Origin of the sequence: Aequorivita sp. 609 (assembly GCF_014212065.1) — a bacterium.
GTDB lineage: Bacteria > Bacteroidota > Bacteroidia > Flavobacteriales > Flavobacteriaceae > Aequorivita > Aequorivita sinensis.
Genome location: NZ_JACJVM010000006.1, coordinates 417,950 through 434,658 on the forward strand (window position 1 = coordinate 417,950; position 16,709 = coordinate 434,658).

Genomic DNA, 16,709 nt, shown 5'->3' on the forward strand with positions numbered 1-16,709 from the left:
ATTAGAATGAACACACCAATTATCCGACTTATTAAAAAGAGTGATAATCTTCAAATTGCCAAAGTAATACGTGCTATTTTGGAGGATTTCAACGTGCCAAAAGTTGGTACCGCCTATGCTGATACTGCTTTAGATTGTATGTATGAAACCTATAACAAACCCAAAACTGCATATTTTGTAGTTGAAGTAAATAATAAAGTAATTGGAGGCGCGGGAATTGCTAAATTGGATAATTTTGACGGAAACGTTTGTGAACTTCAAAAAATGTATTTTTTACCCGAAGCAAGAGGAAGAGGTATTGGGAAGCAAATGATGGAAGTATGTTTGTCAAAAGCGCGGGATTTTGGTTATGAGGAAATATATCTCGAAACTATGGAATATATGACCCAAGCTCAGAAACTTTACAAACAATCGGGATTTGAATATATTGAGGCTAGAATGGGGGATACGGGACATTATTCTTGTCAAGTACATATGTTGAAATCGTTGTAAATTCCATATAATTATCAAAATTCAATTTCAAGTAAAAATTAAGACAGCTTTTGAAAATTTCAGAATTAAAAAATTACTTTCACGAACAACTTTCAGGACTTTATCCTTCGGAAGAAATTCAATCTTTTTTTTATATACTTTCTGAAGAATACCTTAATCTTTCTCGGGTTAATATTGCTTTAAATCCCGAAACAGAAGTCTCAGCAAACGATTATGATAAGTTTCAAATTGCGCTTTTTAAACTTAATAATCACGAGCCTATTCAATATATAATAGGAGAAACAGAATTTTATGGACTTCCATTTAAAGTGAATAAATATACATTAATTCCCCGTCCAGAAACAGAGGAGTTAATAGATTATATAATTTCTAATCATAAAACCACCACTCAGCATTCTGAACCCACTTCTATACTTGACATAGGCACAGGGAGTGGTTGTATTGCTGTTTCTTTGGCTAAAAACCTTTCAAATGCTAAAGTGTCTGCTTTGGATATTTCAGAAAAGGCAATACAGGTCGCAACTGAGAATGCAGAAATTAATAATGTAAAGGTTGATTTTTTTCAAACCGATATTATAAAAGTAACAGCACTTCCAGAACATTACGATATTATAGTTTCCAATCCACCTTATGTGCGGGAATTGGAAAAAGAAATGATGCAGGAAAATGTTTTAAGGCATGAGCCGGATTCTGCGTTATATGTGACTAACAGTGATCCATTGCTGTTTTATAGATCAATTTCACGCTTAGCAAAAATACATTTAAAGCCTGGCGGAAAACTATTTTTCGAGATTAATGAGTACCTTGCTGATGAAATGATACAGCTTTTAAAGGATGAAGGATTTAAAAAAATAGAGGTGAAAAAGGACATTTTTGGGAAAGATCGCATGATGAAGTGTTTTAAGTAGTCTACTTAGAATTCGATGCTTTAGCGCAAAAAGCCATTATAACCGAGCAAAGAGATTTGATTATGAATAAACTTGAAAAAATATGTGTTTTCTGTGGAAGCAGTGAAGGTAATGATCTTGCAATAACTGCTGCTGCTGAAAAACTAGGAAAAATATTCGTTGAAAGAAATATAACATTGGTATATGGAGCTGCGAAGATTGGCGTGATGGGAGTTATAGCAAAAAGCGTTTTGGATAACAAAGGAAAGGTAATGGGGATAATTCCAAACTTTTTAAAGAAAAAGGAAGTTGTTCACCTAGGACTTACTGAGCTCATAACTACCGATAATATGCATCAACGCAAATTAAAAATGCAGGAAAATAGCGATGGTTTTATTGCACTACCTGGAGGAATGGGAACTTTAGAAGAGCTTTTTGAAATTATTACTTGGCTTCAGCTTGGTTTGCATTCAAAACCAATTGGGTTATTAAATGTCAATGGTTTTTACAACGATCTTGTAAAAATGCTGGAAACCATGGTGCGTAAAGGATTCCTTTCTATGGATAATTACAATTTGCTTTTAGTAGATTCTAATCCTCAGCAACTTCTTAATAAAATGGAGAAATTTAAGCCTACAGATCAGCCAAAATGGTTGAATGAAGATAGAACGTAGGGATTGTCTATATCAAAGTTGTTCTTTAATTTAAGGTTTTATGAATGAATTAGAAGAGTTTTGCTTTTTTCGATGTGTAAAATAGGTCTCTTCTCTTTTATAATAGTGCTTTAGTTTTATATTTGTTCTATGAATATTGAACAGCAAATTACATCGCTTCGAAACGAGTTAAGAGAGCATAACTACAACTACTACGTGCTTGATAATCCAACTATTACCGATTTTGAATTTGATCAAAAACTGAAACAACTTCAAGATTTAGAAAAAGCACATCCAGAATTTCACGATCCAAATTCGCCAACATTAAGAGTTGGTGGTGAAATCACTAAAAATTTTAAAACCATTCCGCATACTTTCAGAATGTATTCTTTGGATAATTCTTATTCAAAAGAAGATTTAGAGGATTGGGAAAAGCGTATTGAAAAAATGGTGGATGGCAATGTGGAATTCACTTGTGAGCTAAAGTACGATGGAGCTTCAATAAGTCTTACTTATGAAGATGGTAAGCTTGTAAAAGCTGTTACTCGTGGTGATGGTTTTCAGGGGGATGATGTTACGGCAAATGTAAAAACCATACGTTCTGTTCCTTTACAATTAAAAGGAGATTATCCGCCATTATTTGATATTCGAGGTGAAATTGTTTTGCCTTTTGAAGGTTTTACAAAGATGAATGCCGAAAGAGTAGAAGCAGGAGAAGAACCTTATAGAAATCCACGAAACACCGCATCGGGTAGTTTAAAACTTCAAGATAGTGCCGAAGTGGCAAAACGTCCGTTAGAATGTTTGTTGTATAGTTTAGTGGGGGTAAGGCTTCCTATAAAAACCCAATTTGAGAGTTTAGAAAAAGCAAGACAGTGGGGTTTTAAAGTGCCAACTGAAGCCAAACTGGCAAAAAGTTTGGATGAGGTCTTGGCTTTTGTTAATTATTGGGATATCCATCGCCACGAATTACCTTATGAAACAGATGGGGTTGTTGTAAAAGTTAACAACCTTCAACAACAAGAAGAGCTGGGTTATACAGCAAAATCTCCACGTTGGGCAATGGCTTATAAATTTAAAGCAGAGCAGGTTTCCACGGTTTTAAATCAAATCACCTATCAAGTTGGGCGAACGGGAGCAATTACTCCAGTTGCAAACTTAGAGGCGGTTGAATTGGCTGGAACTATTGTAAAAAGAGCTTCGCTTCACAATGCAGATCAGATTGAAAAACTCGATGTTCGAGAGCGCGATACGGTTTTTGTAGAAAAAGGAGGAGAGATTATTCCGAAGATTATTGGAGTAGATTTTACGCAAAGAGACCCTAATTCGCAGCCCACTCAATATATAAGTGAGTGTCCAGAATGTAGTACACCGTTAGTGCGTACAGAAGGTGAGGCGCAACATTATTGTCCTAATGCTGAAGGTTGCCCGCCTCAAATTATTGGTAGAATTCAACATTTTATCTCGCGAAAAGCGATGGATATAGAAGGATTAGGAGGCGAAACGGTTGCATTGTTGGTAAACAATGGATTGATAAATAACTACGCCGATCTATATCTTTTAAAATCTGAACAAATTATTCCGTTAGAGCGAATGGCGCAAAAAAGTGCCGAGAATATTGTAAACGGGATTGAAGCTTCAAAACAAATACCTTTTGAAAGGGTTCTTTTTGGCTTAGGAATTCGTTACGTTGGAGAAACAGTGGCTAAAAAACTAGCAAAACACTACAAAACGATTGATGCTCTAATTAATGCTTCGGAAACAGATTTAGTTACTGTAGATGAAATTGGAGAGCGTATTGCTCAAAGTGTAGTGTCGTTTTTCGCTTCAGAAGAAAACCTTACTATCATTGAAAGATTGAAAAGCTACGGCGTTCAGCTAGAGATTTCTGCCGACGAACTTGCCAATCAAACAGACACTTTAAACGGACAGGTTTTTGTGGTTTCTGGCGTCTTTACAAAGGTTTCTCGTAATGAGCTCAAAAAGCTAATTGAAGATAATGGAGGGAAAATTTCAAGTTCTATCTCTTCTAAAACAAATTTTGTAGTAGCAGGAGACAATATGGGACCTAGTAAAAGAACCAAAGCTGAAAGCTTAGGTGTGGCAATTATCTCTGAAGACAATTTTCTTGAAATGATTGGCTTTTAGTAGGAAATATAGATTAAAAGTTTTCATAAATAAACCATGTTAAAATTGGAATTAAAAACTTCAAAAATGAATTTCAATTTGAAGGTCTAATAATCCTTAAATATATTATTTTTGAGAGGCAAAATTATGCTTTCAATGCTGAAAAAAATCAAACTTAAATCTTTAAAAAATCAAACTGCAAAAAGCTTAGAATCACGCGATTTTTCTCAAAGAAATACGCCTTTAAAGTCTTTAGGTTTTCTGGTTGATGAGTCTTATTTTGACGACTTTGAAAGATTTTATGATCTTGGAGTCTCCCTTGGTTTGCAAAGAAAAGATATTAGGGTCTTTACTTTTATGGAGACCCGAAAAAAGCTACCCACATTAAGGCAAAACCAAATTACGAATAAAGAGTTTAACTGGAGAGGTGATATTAATAATCAAATAGCTAGAGAATTTCTCGATTTCGATTTTGATGTATTAATTGGGTTTACAAATACGGAAAATGATTTTTTAGATGCCTTAATTGCACAAAGCAAAGCAAAATTTAAAATAGGATTTAATGGAGCAGATGAAAGACTTTTTGACTTGATGTTGGCTGTAGATCCGAAAAATAAAGCTGACTTTAAAGCTGAGGTAACTAAATATTTAAAAATCTTAAAAAAAATATAGGTTGCACTGTAATCTTAATAAATAATAAAACACTAAAATGAAAGAATTAATAGGGACTGGAGTTGCGTTAATCACCCCATTTAAGAGTGATTTTTCGGTTGATGTAGAAGGACTTAAAAATGTAGTAAACTTCAATATTGATAATGGTATCGATTACTTAGTAGTTCTTGGAACTACAGCAGAAAGTGCGACCTTGTCTAAAGAAGAGAAGCAGTTGGTTATTGATACCGTAGTTTCTATAAATAACGGAAGACTTCCTTTGGTAATAGGCATTGGAGGTAACAACACTAAAGAGGTTATTGCTGAAATGAATAAACGTGATCTTTCTGCTTTTACTGCAATACTTTCAGTGTCTCCTTTTTACAACAAACCAACGCAGGAAGGAATTTATCAGCATTTTGCTGCCATAGCAAAAGAAGCTCCACTTCCTGTGATTTTATATAATGTTCCTGGTAGAACAGCATCAAATATGTTGCCTGAGACTGTAGTTCGTTTGGCGAATGATTTTGATAAAATTGTGGCGATTAAAGAAGCTGCGGGAGATATTGTTCAGGCTATGAAATTGATTTCTGGCTGCCCAAAAGATTTCTTAGTTATTTCTGGCGACGATATGATTACCTTGCCTATGGTGCTTGCTGGTGGTGCTGGAGTTATATCGGTTATAGGAGAAGGATTTCCAAAAGAATTTTCAAAAATGGTGAAGCTTGGTCTTGATAAAAAAGTAGATGAAGCTTATGAAATTCACTATAAAATTACTCCTGCAATCGATTATATTTTTGCAGAAGGAAACCCAGCTGGAATTAAAGCTGTATTCCAAAAATTAGGAATTTGTAATGATACTGTAAGGCTACCCCTAGTTGGTGTAAGTGATGGATTGAGAGCCAAAATAGATTCTTTCGTTCAGGATTTCTAGTACTCTAAGAATTCGGTATTGCGTTAAATTTTTCAAAAGGTGTGCAAATAATAGCTTTTAGGGCAATAATTTAGCGTAATAATAAGTTTTGTTGAATCCCGTTTAATTGCCTATTTTTGCACGATGTTTTTTAAGCCCATGAGATTACCTTTTTTTATAATACTTTGTCTTACAATTTTACTTTCATCTTGTAGCCAATACCAAGAGGTGTTGCGTAAGGATGATATTGGTAAGAAATACGCTTTTGCAGATTCGCTCTATCAAATGGGTAAATACCGTAAAGGTTTAAAATTGATGGAACAAATTGTTCCGTTATATAGAGGTAAACCACAAGGTGAAAAACTAATGTTTATCTATGCAAATACGTATTACAACTTAGAAGATTATTACCTTGCTGGTTATCAGTTTGAGCGTTTTACCCAAGCTTATCCACAAAGTGATAGTGTTGAGGTTGCATCGTTTAAATCGGCAAAAAGTTTTTACGAACTTTCACCTAGGTTTTCATTAGACCAAAGAGACACTCATAAAGGGTTGGAAAAACTTCAGGAGTTTATAAACACATATCCAAACTCTGATAAGAGAATGGAGGCTAACGAACTTGTTGCCGAATTGCGTGAAAAACTTGAGAAAAAAGAATTCAAAACTGCAGCACAATATCTACATGTAGAGGATTACAAGTCTGCAATTGAAGCTTTCGATAACTTTATAACAGATAATCCTGGATCTATTTATAGAAGAGAAGCATTTTTTAATCGTTTCGTTTCAGCTTATAAACTTGCAATAAATAGTATTCCAAGTTTGGTACAAGAGCGATTAGATATTGCAAAAGGGCACTATAAAAATTTTATGAAATATTACAAGGATACAGATTTAGCCTCTGAAGCTGTTGAAATATATGAAGATATAGAGCGCAGAACTGTAACCGAAGAAACAACACCTACTATTTAATTAATTTACTATGGATATTAAAAACTCAGAAGCACCTGTTAACACTGTCACTTTAGACAAAAACTTAATTGATGCTCCAACAAACAACATTTACGAAGCTATTTCTATTATTTCGAAAAGAGCTACGCAAATAAACGGCGATATTAAGAAAGAGCTTTTAGAAAAACTAGATGAGTTTGCAACTTATAACGATAGTTTAGAGGAGATTTTTGAAAACAAAGAACAAATAGAGGTTTCAAAATTCTACGAAAGATTGCCAAAACCACACGCTTTAGCAGTGCAGGAATGGTTAGAAAATAAAATTTACTACAGAAATACTGCTGATGAAGTAGTAGAGTAAAAGTGTAAAAGAAATAGCTCAAAGTTGAAAATTATTTTAGCTTTGAGCTATATATTTATAATCTGAAAAATTAGATAATGTCTGTTTTGAACCGGAAAAATATCTTGCTTGGCATTACCGGCGGGATTGCCGCGTACAAAGCAGCTTTTTTAGTTAGGCTTCTTGTGAAAAAGGGAGCTAACGTAAAAGTAGTAATGACTTCTTCTGCAAAAGAATTTGTTACACCTTTAACGCTTGCCACGCTTTCTAAAAACGAAGTGTTTTCTTCTTTTACAAATGAAGAAACTGACACCGAAAGCAATCGTGAAGCACAGTGGAATAACCACGTTGAGTTAGCACTTTGGGCAGACTTGATGTTGATTGCACCAGCTACTGCAAATACACTTTCTAAAATGGCAAATGGAGGCTGCGATAATTTGTTACTCGCTTGCTATCTTTCTGCAAAATGTCCTGTCTATTACGCTCCGGCAATGGATTTGGATATGTATCAGCATCCAACTACAAATCAAACTTTTGAAAAATTAGAAAGTTTTGGGAATATTCAGATTCCTGCGGCTTTTGGTGAACTTGCGAGTGGGTTAGTAGGTCAAGGAAGAATGGCAGAGCCTGAAGACATTGTTTCTTTCTTAGAAAATGATATTCTTGGAAAGCTTCCACTTCGGGGTAAGAACATTTTAATCACTGCAGGTCCAACCTATGAAGCTATTGATCCTGTTCGATTTATAGGAAATCACTCTAGCGGGAAAATGGGGTATTCCATTGCCGAAACAGCAGCGGAATTAGGTGCTGAGGTTGTTCTGATTTCTGGACCATCTGCATTAAAGCTGGAGAATGATTTTGTAAAATTAATTCGTATTACTTCGGCAGAAGAAATGTATCAAGCGGCTCACAAATATTTTGATACAAGTGATATCGCAATACTAAGTGCAGCAGTTGCAGATTACAGACCCGCAGAAGTTTCTTCAGAAAAGATTAAAAAGAAAACGGATAATCTTACAATAGAACTTACAAAAACAAAAGACATACTTGCTTCACTTGGTGCGATTAAGAAAAAGCAATTTCTAGTTGGATTTGCATTGGAAACTCAAAACGAAGAAGAAAATGCAAAATCGAAACTCAAAAAAAAGAATTTAGATTTAATTGTGCTAAATTCGCTACGAGATAAAGGTGCTGGTTTTAAATCGGACACCAATAAAGTTACTTTAATAGCTAAAGACAATAAAATGTTGCCTTTCCCTGTTAAACCTAAAAAAGAAGTAGCTAAAGATATTTTAGAATATATTATAGAAAACATCCATGCGTAAACTATTATTTTTTATACTATGCACCGCAATTATAGTTCCTGCAACTGCGCAAGAATTAAATTGTACGGTAACTGTTGATGCTGAAAAAACAGGACAACCAAACCTTCAGGTTTTTAGCACACTACAGAGTCAATTACTTGAGTTTATAAACAATACAAAATGGACAGATAAAGTTTATAAAAACCAAGAAAGAATTGATTGTAATATGACCTTGGTGATCAATAGTTACGAAGGTGAGACTTTTAGTGGAACACTTCAAATACAATCTTCAAGACCTGTTTATGGATCTACTTATGACAGTCCTGTTTACAACTATTACGACAAGCAGGTTTCTTTTAGATATAAGGAATTTGAACCATTAGCGCTTAATCTTAACTCATTCGATTCTAACCTTATTTCGGTTATTGCATTTCACGTTTATACAGTAATCGGGCTTGATGCCGATACGTTTAGCCCTGAAGGAGGAAAGCCTTATTTTGAAATCGCTAAACAAATAACGAGTACTGCAGCTTCTAGTAGTTATTCTGGATGGAAAGCTACTGATGGTAACCAAACAAGATATAGTTATAACGATGCTTTATTATCTTCTGTTTATAAAGATTTTCACGATGCAATGTATATGTATCACCGTGAAGGAATGGATAAAATGGAGTCTAATCAATTAGAAGGGAAAAAAGTTATAGCCGATGCTATTAATAGATTAAAAGGAATTAGCGATAGACGTCCAAATTCGTATTTAGTTCGTACTTTCTTTGATGCAAAAACCGATGAAATTCAAGCTGTTTTCAGTGGAGGTCCAAAAGTTGATATTACTAAACTAGTAGAAAACTTAAATAGACTTGCCCCTACAAAACGCAGCAATTGGTCTGAGATTAAGTATTAACTTCAACGTTAAACTACATACGGTTAAACGCGAGAATATTAGTTCTTACTTAATCTAACCTCTTAACTTCTCACTACTTAATTTTAATGTCATACATTTAAAATATGTTAACTACCCTTGCCATAAAAAACTATGCGCTTATTGAAGATATACGTGTAGATCTTCAAAAGGGATTAACTATTATAACTGGTGAAACTGGAGCAGGAAAGTCGATACTTCTAGGTGCTTTAGCCATGCTTCTTGGTAAAAGAGCAGATTTAAGCAACATAAAAGATTCTTCAAAAAAATGTATAATTGAAGGTCATTTTTCAGTTGAAAATTATGACTTACAATCCATTTTTGAAGAAAATGATTTAGATTACGACTCTCATACTATTATTCGAAGAGAGATTTTGCCTAGTGGTAAATCAAGAGCATTTGTCAATGATACTCCAGTGGCTTTATCTCAACTTCAGGCCTTATCACCATATTTAATAGATATTCATAGTCAACACGAAACTTTAGAAGTGGTTTCTGAAAGTTTTCAGATGGAGGTGATAGATGCTTTGGCTGGAAATGATGAATTATTAAACACTTACCAATCACAGTTTTCAGACTATAAAAAAGTTTCAGAAAAACTAACGGTGCTAAAACACCAAAAGGAAGAAGCTGCTAAAGAATTAGATTACAATAGTTTTCTCTATAACGAATTACAGCAAGCAGGTCTTGATAAAATCGATCAAGCAGAATTGGAAGAAGAGTACGAAACTCTTAATAATGCCGAATCTATTCAAGAAGCGTTTATTACTGTTAATCAGTTGTTAGACCAAGAGCAAATTGGTTCAATTTCTACAGCTAAAGAAGCTCGAGTAGTATTAGGAAAAATTAAAGAGTATTCAACATCATTTGAAAGTTTATGGGAGCGTTTAAACAGCGTTATTCTCGAACTTGAAGATATAGGAGCTGAAGCAGCAAATACTTCAGAAAAAATTGAAGCTAATCCTGAAGAACTTTTTAGGATAAATGAAAAATTACAAACACTATATAAACTTCAGCAAAAACACGCTGTTGCTACGGTCGCAGAATTAATTGTGATAGAAAAAAATCTTGAAGAAAAAGTAAATACGACTTTAGGATTAGATGCTGAAATTGAAGACTTAGAAAAGCAAATATCTACGCTTCGATCTAAAGCTTTACAAACTGCAAATTCGCTCCATAGTAAAAGAGAAAAGGCTATTCCGGTTTTAAAGAAAAAGCTTGAAGAAACACTAGTTCCTTTAGGTTTGCCGAATGCACAATTTAAATTTGAGCTTGTGGCTTCAGAAACTTTTAAAGGGAGTGGGACCGATTCATTACAGTTGTTGTTTACTGCAAATAAAGGTTTAGCATTTGGCCCCTTGAGAAAAGTTGCTTCAGGTGGTGAAATGAGTAGAATAATGCTTGCAATAAAAGCAGTACTAGCATCATATAAAAAACTGCCAACCATTGTTTTTGATGAGATAGATACTGGAGTTTCGGGAGAAGTAGCTAATAAAATGGCAGTTATAATGCGAAATATGGGTGATAAAATGCAGTTGATTAGTATTACGCATTTACCGCAAATAGCAGCAAAAGGTGAACAGCATATTAAGATTTACAAGGAAGATGTAAAAAATATAACAACTACTCATCTTAAGGTATTAAATACAGATGAACGAATTGTAGAAATTGCCCAAATGCTTGGTGGCAAAAAAGTAACCGAAGCAGCGATGGCTAATGCCAAAGAATTATTGAATTAAAATGTATCTTTACGATTCAAAGTGTGTACTTTTATATTAGCATTACACTATTATATATTGATAACTATTAACATTTAAAATATGTCTTATAATTTACTTAAAGGAAAGCGTGGAATCATCTTTGGAGCTCTTGACGAAAATTCTATAGCATGGAAAACTGCTGAGCGCGTACATGAAGAAGGTGGGAGCTTTGTGCTTACTAACGCGCCTATCGCTCTGCGTATGGGCCAAATAAAAGAACTTGCTGAAAAAACAAATTCTGAGGTTATTCCAGCAGATGCAACAAACTTGGAAGACCTTGAGAATCTAGTTACTAAGGCAACTGAAATTTTAGGCGGTAAATTAGATTTCGTATTGCATTCAATAGGGATGTCGGTAAACGTTCGAAAAGGTAACCATTATACAAATCAGAATTACGACTTTACGCATAAAGGATGGGATATTTCGGCCGGTTCATTTCATAAAACTATGCAAGTGTTATATCAGAAAGATGCTATGAATGAGTGGGGTAGTATTATTGCGCTAACCTATATGGCATCCCAGCGTGTGTTTCCAGACTATAATGATATGGCCGACAATAAAGCGTATTTAGAGAGTATTGCGCGTAGTTTTGGGTATTTCTTTGGGCGTGATAAAAAGGTGCGTGTAAACACAATTTCTCAATCTCCTACTCCAACTACAGCTGGACAGGGAGTAAAAGGTTTTGATGGCTTTATGAGCTATGCTGATAAAATGTCGCCATTAGGAAATGCAACTGCTCTTGACTGTGCAAATTATACGGTAGCAATGTTTAGCGATCTTACTAAAAGAGTAACCTTACAGAACTTGTATAACGATGGTGGTTTCTCTAATATGGGAGTAAGCGATGCCGTAATGGAAGCTTTTGTTGAAAGGAAATAAAAATTCTAAATTTTTAACGAAATCATCAATCCTGTGCAATTTACTGTACAGGATTTTCTTTTTGTCATCAAATTTGTTATTGTATCTTTTGTTTGTTAACAATTTTTTAAATACATTTAAAGTATTATTAACTAAATACTTATCAAATTATGAAGAAAAGTACTCTCATTGGGTGCTTCATCGGCTTGCTTGCGCTTACGATGAATGCCCAGGTTACTCAGCCTTCTACTTCGACGACCGTTACCGGTACCACGAAGACAGAAGTCCAGAAAAAATCCAACTCCTCCATACAGGATTTGTTGGTAAGGTATAATAATGTCGGGAAGTATAATGGTTCTATTTCCGATCATTTTACGACAGAGGAGCAGCAAATGTTGCGTTCCTATTTTAAAGCTCAAAATAGCACTACAAATAGTGTAAGAGGTGTAAACTCAAATATCAGTTCTGATGCACCGAATAGTCTTTTAGAATTATCAAGATTAAATGGTACGGTAAACACGAATCCATTTTACCAAAGATCTTCTAATAACGGTAATTCTGCAAGAATATCGGATGCGCCACTTACACTTTCAGAACAGGCCATTGCAAATGGCTATGTTGGCAATAATCCGAGATATCAAAACGCTATTGCCCTTACATCTTTAGAGCAAGCAGAGATCTTAGCTGCTGAAGCTGCTGCACAGCAAAGAAGTACTCCTAATTTTAACGTTCAAAATCAAGCGATTCAAAACAGAGTTTTATCTCAAATTGTACCTACTGCAGGTGCAACTGAAACTTTTGCAGTAGTACCAGGGGATTTCTTTTATGACCCATCTGATGGTACGACTGGAGGACCGGGTGGTGATTGTTCTACTACCTCCTCAGGAGATCCTGGTGATTATCCTAACTGTGGTTGTGCTACAGTTACTACATTGACAGGTGCTGATCTTTCTGTAGAATTTTTATCGTTTAGAGTATTTGGAAATTTTGATTACTTAAATATTTATGATGGTCCAGACACAAGTTCACCTCAAATTTACGATAGCAACTTAAATAGCGATACAGATGAGCTTGCAGGGATGATAGCTGCAAATGGATCAGCTGTATTTACATCTACAACTGGTGCTTTAACTTTTGAGTTTTATGCCACTTCAGTAGTAAATACTTGTGGATGGGAAGTTGAAGTTCTTTCTGGTGGAGGAGGAGGATCTTTTCCTGCTCCATATTGTGGACCATTAGAATTTAACAATGGTGTAGAGCCTATTACCTTAGTCGAGGTAGCAGGAATTAGTAATGTTTCCGATGCTACGATTGATGGATCTCCTGCACATGAAGATTTTACTGCAATTAGCGGTGATATGGAAGAAGGAATGTCTTATCCAATTGCCTTAGAAGGTAATACAGGTGGAAGTTTTACAAATAGTTTTACTGTATTTATAGATTGGAATCAAGACGGCATTTTGGATAATGCCAGTGAAAGATATGAAATAGGGACTATAGTTGGTTCTAATGGTACAGACGGACAACAAGCCACAGGGACTATTGATGTGCCAGCTGGGGTTCTTGAAGGTCCAACTAGAATGCGAGTTATAAAGAAATTCTTACCTAGTTATGCACCAGATTCATGTGATCCAGGTTCAAGCTATGGACAAGCCGAAGACTATACTATTAATGTAACTGCTGCAGGTGGTGGTGGAACAGGAGGTCCTTGTGCTACTACAGGCCCGAGTAACGGTTTTGAAAACGGAAAGAGTTTCCTTAAAAATTTAGGACGTATTGTTGCTCATGACTTAACTGTCGTTGACGGTGAGAATATGACTTTAGAGTCAATTACAATAACAGCATTTATTGGAGCTCAAGGTTCTGGAGTTAATGCTGATAATGTTGATGTATTTATTTACGCAGACGATGGTTCTGGCGCTCCTGGAGCATTAATTACTTCGCAAACAAACTTAGTTCCAGATTCACAAACAGTTATTGGAAGTAACTTTGGATTTGATGCTTGGAGTGTGGTACTTGATATAGCTGATGTTGATCTGCCTGGACAAAATGGTGCAGATACTACTTATTGGATAGGTTTATCCCTTGAGCCAACAGACGGGAGTAATACTTTTTGGGAAAATTCTACTGCTGGAGTTATTGGATATGGGGAAGCTTATGACGATGGTCTAGGTGGAGGATATGTAATTGATTCAACATTAGAAGGTGTATATACCTTCGATGGTACTTGTGAGCCAATTGGCGGCGGCGGAACAGGAGGTCCTTGTGTTACTACAGGTCCGAGTAATGGTCTTGAAAATGGTAAGAGTTTCCTGAAAAACTTAGGCAGAATTGCGGCTAATGACTTAACTGTTGCTGATGGTGAGAATATGACTTTAGAGTCAATTACAATAACAGCATTTATTGGAGCTCAAGGTTCTGGTGTTAATGCTGATAATGTTGATGTGTTTATTTACGCAGACGATGGTTCTGGCGCTCCTGGAGCATTAATTACTTCGCAAACAAACTTAGTTCCAGATTCACAAACAGTTATTGGAAGTAACTTTGGATTTGATGCTTGGAGTGTAGTACTTGATATAGCTGATGTTGATTTACCTGGACAAAATGGTGCAGATACTACTTATTGGATAGGTTTATCTCTTGAGCCAACAGATGGAAGTAATACTTTTTGGGAAAATTCTACTGCTGGAACTATTGGATATGGCGAAGCTTATGACGATGGTCTAGGTGGAGGATACGTAGTTGATTCAACATTAGAAGGTGTATATAGTTTTGAGGGTACTTGTGAGCCAATTGGTGGCGGTGGTGGACCAGGTCCATTAACTACCGTATACGGTATTAATAATGGAAACCTAGAATTAATAGGTTTTGGAGTAGCGACGCCTCAGAATACTGAAGTTTTTGGGTCATCTCCAGTAACAGTTAATTTTGAAAATGCGGGTGCAATCGATCCTGCAAATCCAACAACAGGATACGTACTAGACAACGGAGGTGATTTCTTCTCTTTCGATGTTGTTACAGGTATTTATACTGCGCTAGGTAATATTCCTGGAGACTGGGTTGGAATGGAATTCGACCAAACTTCTGGAATCCTCTATGCGCTTGCAGGAAATAGCCTTTATACTGTAGACCCAGTAGCAGTTACCGCTACATTGGTTGGAGCTATGAATATGCCAGCTGCAGACCTTCCGATTGCTCTTGCAATTGACGGTAATGGAGTAGGGTACACGTATGATCTAGTTACTGATACTTTCCACTCAGTAGACCTTGCAACTGCAGCATCAACACCGATTGGTAATATTGGGTTTGTTGCGAATTTTGGACAAGGTATGGCATGGGATCCTACAACTGACACAGTTTATATGGCTGCTTTTAATAGTGATACATTCCAAGCAGAATGGCGTTCAGTAGATTTAAGTACAGGTATGACAACTTTAATTGGTCCTATCGTAACTACTGCAGCTACTACTCAAGTTGCTTGGGCATCTGTAGGAGAGACTTTAGATCCACCTACTTGTCCTGAACCAACATTCCTTAGCGTAACTAACATTACTCCAACGTCTGTAGATTTATCTTGGACTGGCGAACCAAATGCTAGTAATGGTTATATCTGGTACATTTTTGATGCTGGAGCAAATCCAACTACAGATACACCAGTGGTTACAGGTACTACTCCTTCAGGGACAACTTCTGCAACTGCTACAGGTTTAACTAGTGGAATGAATTATGACTTCTACGTTGTTGCAGACTGTGGAACCGTAGATGGCTTGAGTACTCATGCAGGACCTGTTACATTTGCAACCCCACCAGCTTGTGGAGATAAATTCTACGATGATGGAGGTCCAAATGGAGATTATAGCAACTCTGCAAATATTACAACTACAATAGTACCTGATGTTTCTGGTGATGTTGTTACTGTAACTTTCTTATCTTTTGAAACAGAAGCTAATTGGGATGCATTATATGTTTATGATGGACCTGATGCAACTGCTCCTATTATTTCTAGTGGAAATCCTGGTACAACAGGTGGATTCCCTCCAGGAGGATATTGGGGTAGTACTATTCCAGGACCATTCACATCTACACATCCAAGTGGAGCTCTTACCTTCGTATTTATGAGTGATGGGTCATTTGCGTATTCAGGATGGGAAGCTGATATTACATGTGCACCAGTTCCACCACCAAACGATAAGATTGCTAACTCTATTGATGTAGATGAAATAGGATTCCCTTATACAGATCCTCAGGTTAATATGCCTGCAGCTACAACAGAGGATGGTAATCCTAATGGATGTGATCTTACAGGAGCAAACGGTGTATGGTATAACTTTGTGCCAACTGGAGATGGAACTGCAACTGCAACCATCGTAACTCCAGGAGGAGCAAGCTCAGTAACCTTCTATACTGCACCTAACGAAAATGCAGTAGAGACTGATCTTACATTGGTAGACCAAAATACTAACCAATGTGCTCCAGGTACTTCTGCATCTATTAATACTGTTGCAGGTCAAGCATACTATGTTTTTGTATTAAATAATGGTGCTGAAACTGATATAGTAATTGATGGAACCAACTTAGGTATTGCTGACAATACTATTGAAGGTTTCTCTTTCTATCCGAATCCAACTACCACAATATTGAATATGAACAGCGTAGACAACATTGAGTCTGTTGCTCTTTTCAATATGTTAGGACAAAGAGTGATTGATGCCCAAATTAATGCTACGACATCACAATTAGATGTTTCAAGCCTTAGTACTGGTACGTACATTATGCGAGTAACTGCTAATGGACAAACTGGATCTTACAGGGTTATTAAAAATTAAGTTTTAATAGTTTAATTTTATTTAAAGA

13 protein-coding genes are annotated in these 16,709 nt (G+C 35.9%); all 13 read left to right on the forward strand.

Features of this window, described 5'->3' with window-relative positions:
• Positions 1-6: 6 nt before the first annotated feature.
• Positions 7-492 carry a GNAT family N-acetyltransferase gene (locus tag H4O20_RS05355; protein ID WP_139855118.1) on the forward strand — a complete coding sequence of 162 codons (486 nt, stop codon included), beginning with the start codon at positions 7-9 and terminating at the stop codon, positions 490-492.
• A 50-nt stretch (positions 493-542) separates the two neighbouring features.
• Entirely contained in the window at positions 543-1,400 is an 858-nt protein-coding gene (gene prmC, locus H4O20_RS05360; protein ID WP_139855119.1) for a peptide chain release factor N(5)-glutamine methyltransferase, read from the forward strand.
• A 62-nt stretch (positions 1,401-1,462) separates the two neighbouring features.
• Complete coding sequence (locus tag H4O20_RS05365; RefSeq protein WP_139855120.1) at positions 1,463-2,053, forward strand: TIGR00730 family Rossman fold protein; 591 nt, start codon at positions 1,463-1,465, stop codon at positions 2,051-2,053.
• 129 nt (positions 2,054-2,182) lie between these two features.
• The gene (gene ligA / locus H4O20_RS05370; RefSeq protein WP_139855121.1) at positions 2,183-4,180 is read left to right on the forward strand and encodes an NAD-dependent DNA ligase LigA; all 1,998 of its coding nucleotides are present in this window, start codon (positions 2,183-2,185) and stop codon (positions 4,178-4,180) included.
• A gap of 135 nt (positions 4,181-4,315) precedes the next feature.
• Positions 4,316-4,831 (forward strand): hypothetical protein, encoded by a 516-nt coding sequence (locus H4O20_RS05375; RefSeq protein WP_139855122.1) that lies wholly within the window; start codon positions 4,316-4,318, stop codon positions 4,829-4,831.
• 37 nt (positions 4,832-4,868) lie between these two features.
• Positions 4,869-5,744 carry a 4-hydroxy-tetrahydrodipicolinate synthase gene (gene dapA / locus H4O20_RS05380; protein ID WP_139855123.1) on the forward strand — a complete coding sequence of 292 codons (876 nt, stop codon included), beginning with the start codon at positions 4,869-4,871 and terminating at the stop codon, positions 5,742-5,744.
• A gap of 138 nt (positions 5,745-5,882) precedes the next feature.
• Complete coding sequence (locus tag H4O20_RS05385; RefSeq protein ID WP_139855124.1) at positions 5,883-6,692, forward strand: outer membrane protein assembly factor BamD; 810 nt, start codon at positions 5,883-5,885, stop codon at positions 6,690-6,692.
• A 10-nt stretch (positions 6,693-6,702) separates the two neighbouring features.
• Positions 6,703-7,032 carry a DNA-directed RNA polymerase subunit omega gene (locus H4O20_RS05390; RefSeq protein WP_139855125.1) on the forward strand — a complete coding sequence of 110 codons (330 nt, stop codon included), beginning with the start codon at positions 6,703-6,705 and terminating at the stop codon, positions 7,030-7,032.
• Positions 7,033-7,109: 77 nt separating this feature from the next.
• Positions 7,110-8,336 (forward strand): bifunctional phosphopantothenoylcysteine decarboxylase/phosphopantothenate--cysteine ligase CoaBC, encoded by a 1,227-nt coding sequence (coaBC, locus tag H4O20_RS05395; protein WP_139855126.1) that lies wholly within the window; start codon positions 7,110-7,112, stop codon positions 8,334-8,336.
• Positions 8,329-9,219 (forward strand): DUF4835 family protein, encoded by an 891-nt coding sequence (locus H4O20_RS05400; protein ID WP_139855127.1) that lies wholly within the window; start codon positions 8,329-8,331, stop codon positions 9,217-9,219. Before coaBC ends, H4O20_RS05400 begins: the two co-directional genes overlap by 8 nt.
• Before the next feature lie 104 nt (positions 9,220-9,323).
• Positions 9,324-10,976, forward strand: a complete 1,653-nt coding sequence (gene recN, locus H4O20_RS05405) for a DNA repair protein RecN (RefSeq protein WP_139855128.1) — start codon at positions 9,324-9,326, stop codon at positions 10,974-10,976.
• 81 nt (positions 10,977-11,057) lie between these two features.
• Positions 11,058-11,876, forward strand: a complete 819-nt coding sequence (locus tag H4O20_RS05410) for an enoyl-ACP reductase (protein WP_185098510.1) — start codon at positions 11,058-11,060, stop codon at positions 11,874-11,876.
• 149 nt (positions 11,877-12,025) lie between these two features.
• Positions 12,026-16,681, forward strand: a complete 4,656-nt coding sequence (locus H4O20_RS05415) for a GEVED domain-containing protein (protein WP_185098511.1) — start codon at positions 12,026-12,028, stop codon at positions 16,679-16,681.
• Positions 16,682-16,709 lie beyond the last annotated feature (28 nt).

Bases quoted from the DNA above. Each gene is read 5' to 3' on its own strand.
- coaBC (WP_139855126.1), top strand. From the start codon at position 7,110: ATGTCTGTTTTGAACCGGAAAAATATCTTGCTTGGCATTACCGGCGGG.
- H4O20_RS05410 (WP_185098510.1), top strand. From the start codon at position 11,058: ATGTCTTATAATTTACTTAAAGGAAAGCGTGGAATCATCTTTGGAGCT.
- ligA (WP_139855121.1), top strand. From the start codon at position 2,183: ATGAATATTGAACAGCAAATTACATCGCTTCGAAACGAGTTAAGAGAG.
- H4O20_RS05390 (WP_139855125.1), top strand. From the start codon at position 6,703: ATGGATATTAAAAACTCAGAAGCACCTGTTAACACTGTCACTTTAGAC.
- dapA (WP_139855123.1), top strand. From the start codon at position 4,869: ATGAAAGAATTAATAGGGACTGGAGTTGCGTTAATCACCCCATTTAAG.
- recN (WP_139855128.1), top strand. From the start codon at position 9,324: ATGTTAACTACCCTTGCCATAAAAAACTATGCGCTTATTGAAGATATA.
- H4O20_RS05375 (WP_139855122.1), top strand. From the start codon at position 4,316: ATGCTGAAAAAAATCAAACTTAAATCTTTAAAAAATCAAACTGCAAAA.
- H4O20_RS05400 (WP_139855127.1), top strand. From the start codon at position 8,329: ATGCGTAAACTATTATTTTTTATACTATGCACCGCAATTATAGTTCCT.
- H4O20_RS05355 (WP_139855118.1), top strand. From the start codon at position 7: ATGAACACACCAATTATCCGACTTATTAAAAAGAGTGATAATCTTCAA.
- H4O20_RS05365 (WP_139855120.1), top strand. From the start codon at position 1,463: ATGAATAAACTTGAAAAAATATGTGTTTTCTGTGGAAGCAGTGAAGGT.
- H4O20_RS05385 (WP_139855124.1), top strand. From the start codon at position 5,883: ATGAGATTACCTTTTTTTATAATACTTTGTCTTACAATTTTACTTTCA.
- H4O20_RS05415 (WP_185098511.1), top strand. From the start codon at position 12,026: ATGAAGAAAAGTACTCTCATTGGGTGCTTCATCGGCTTGCTTGCGCTT.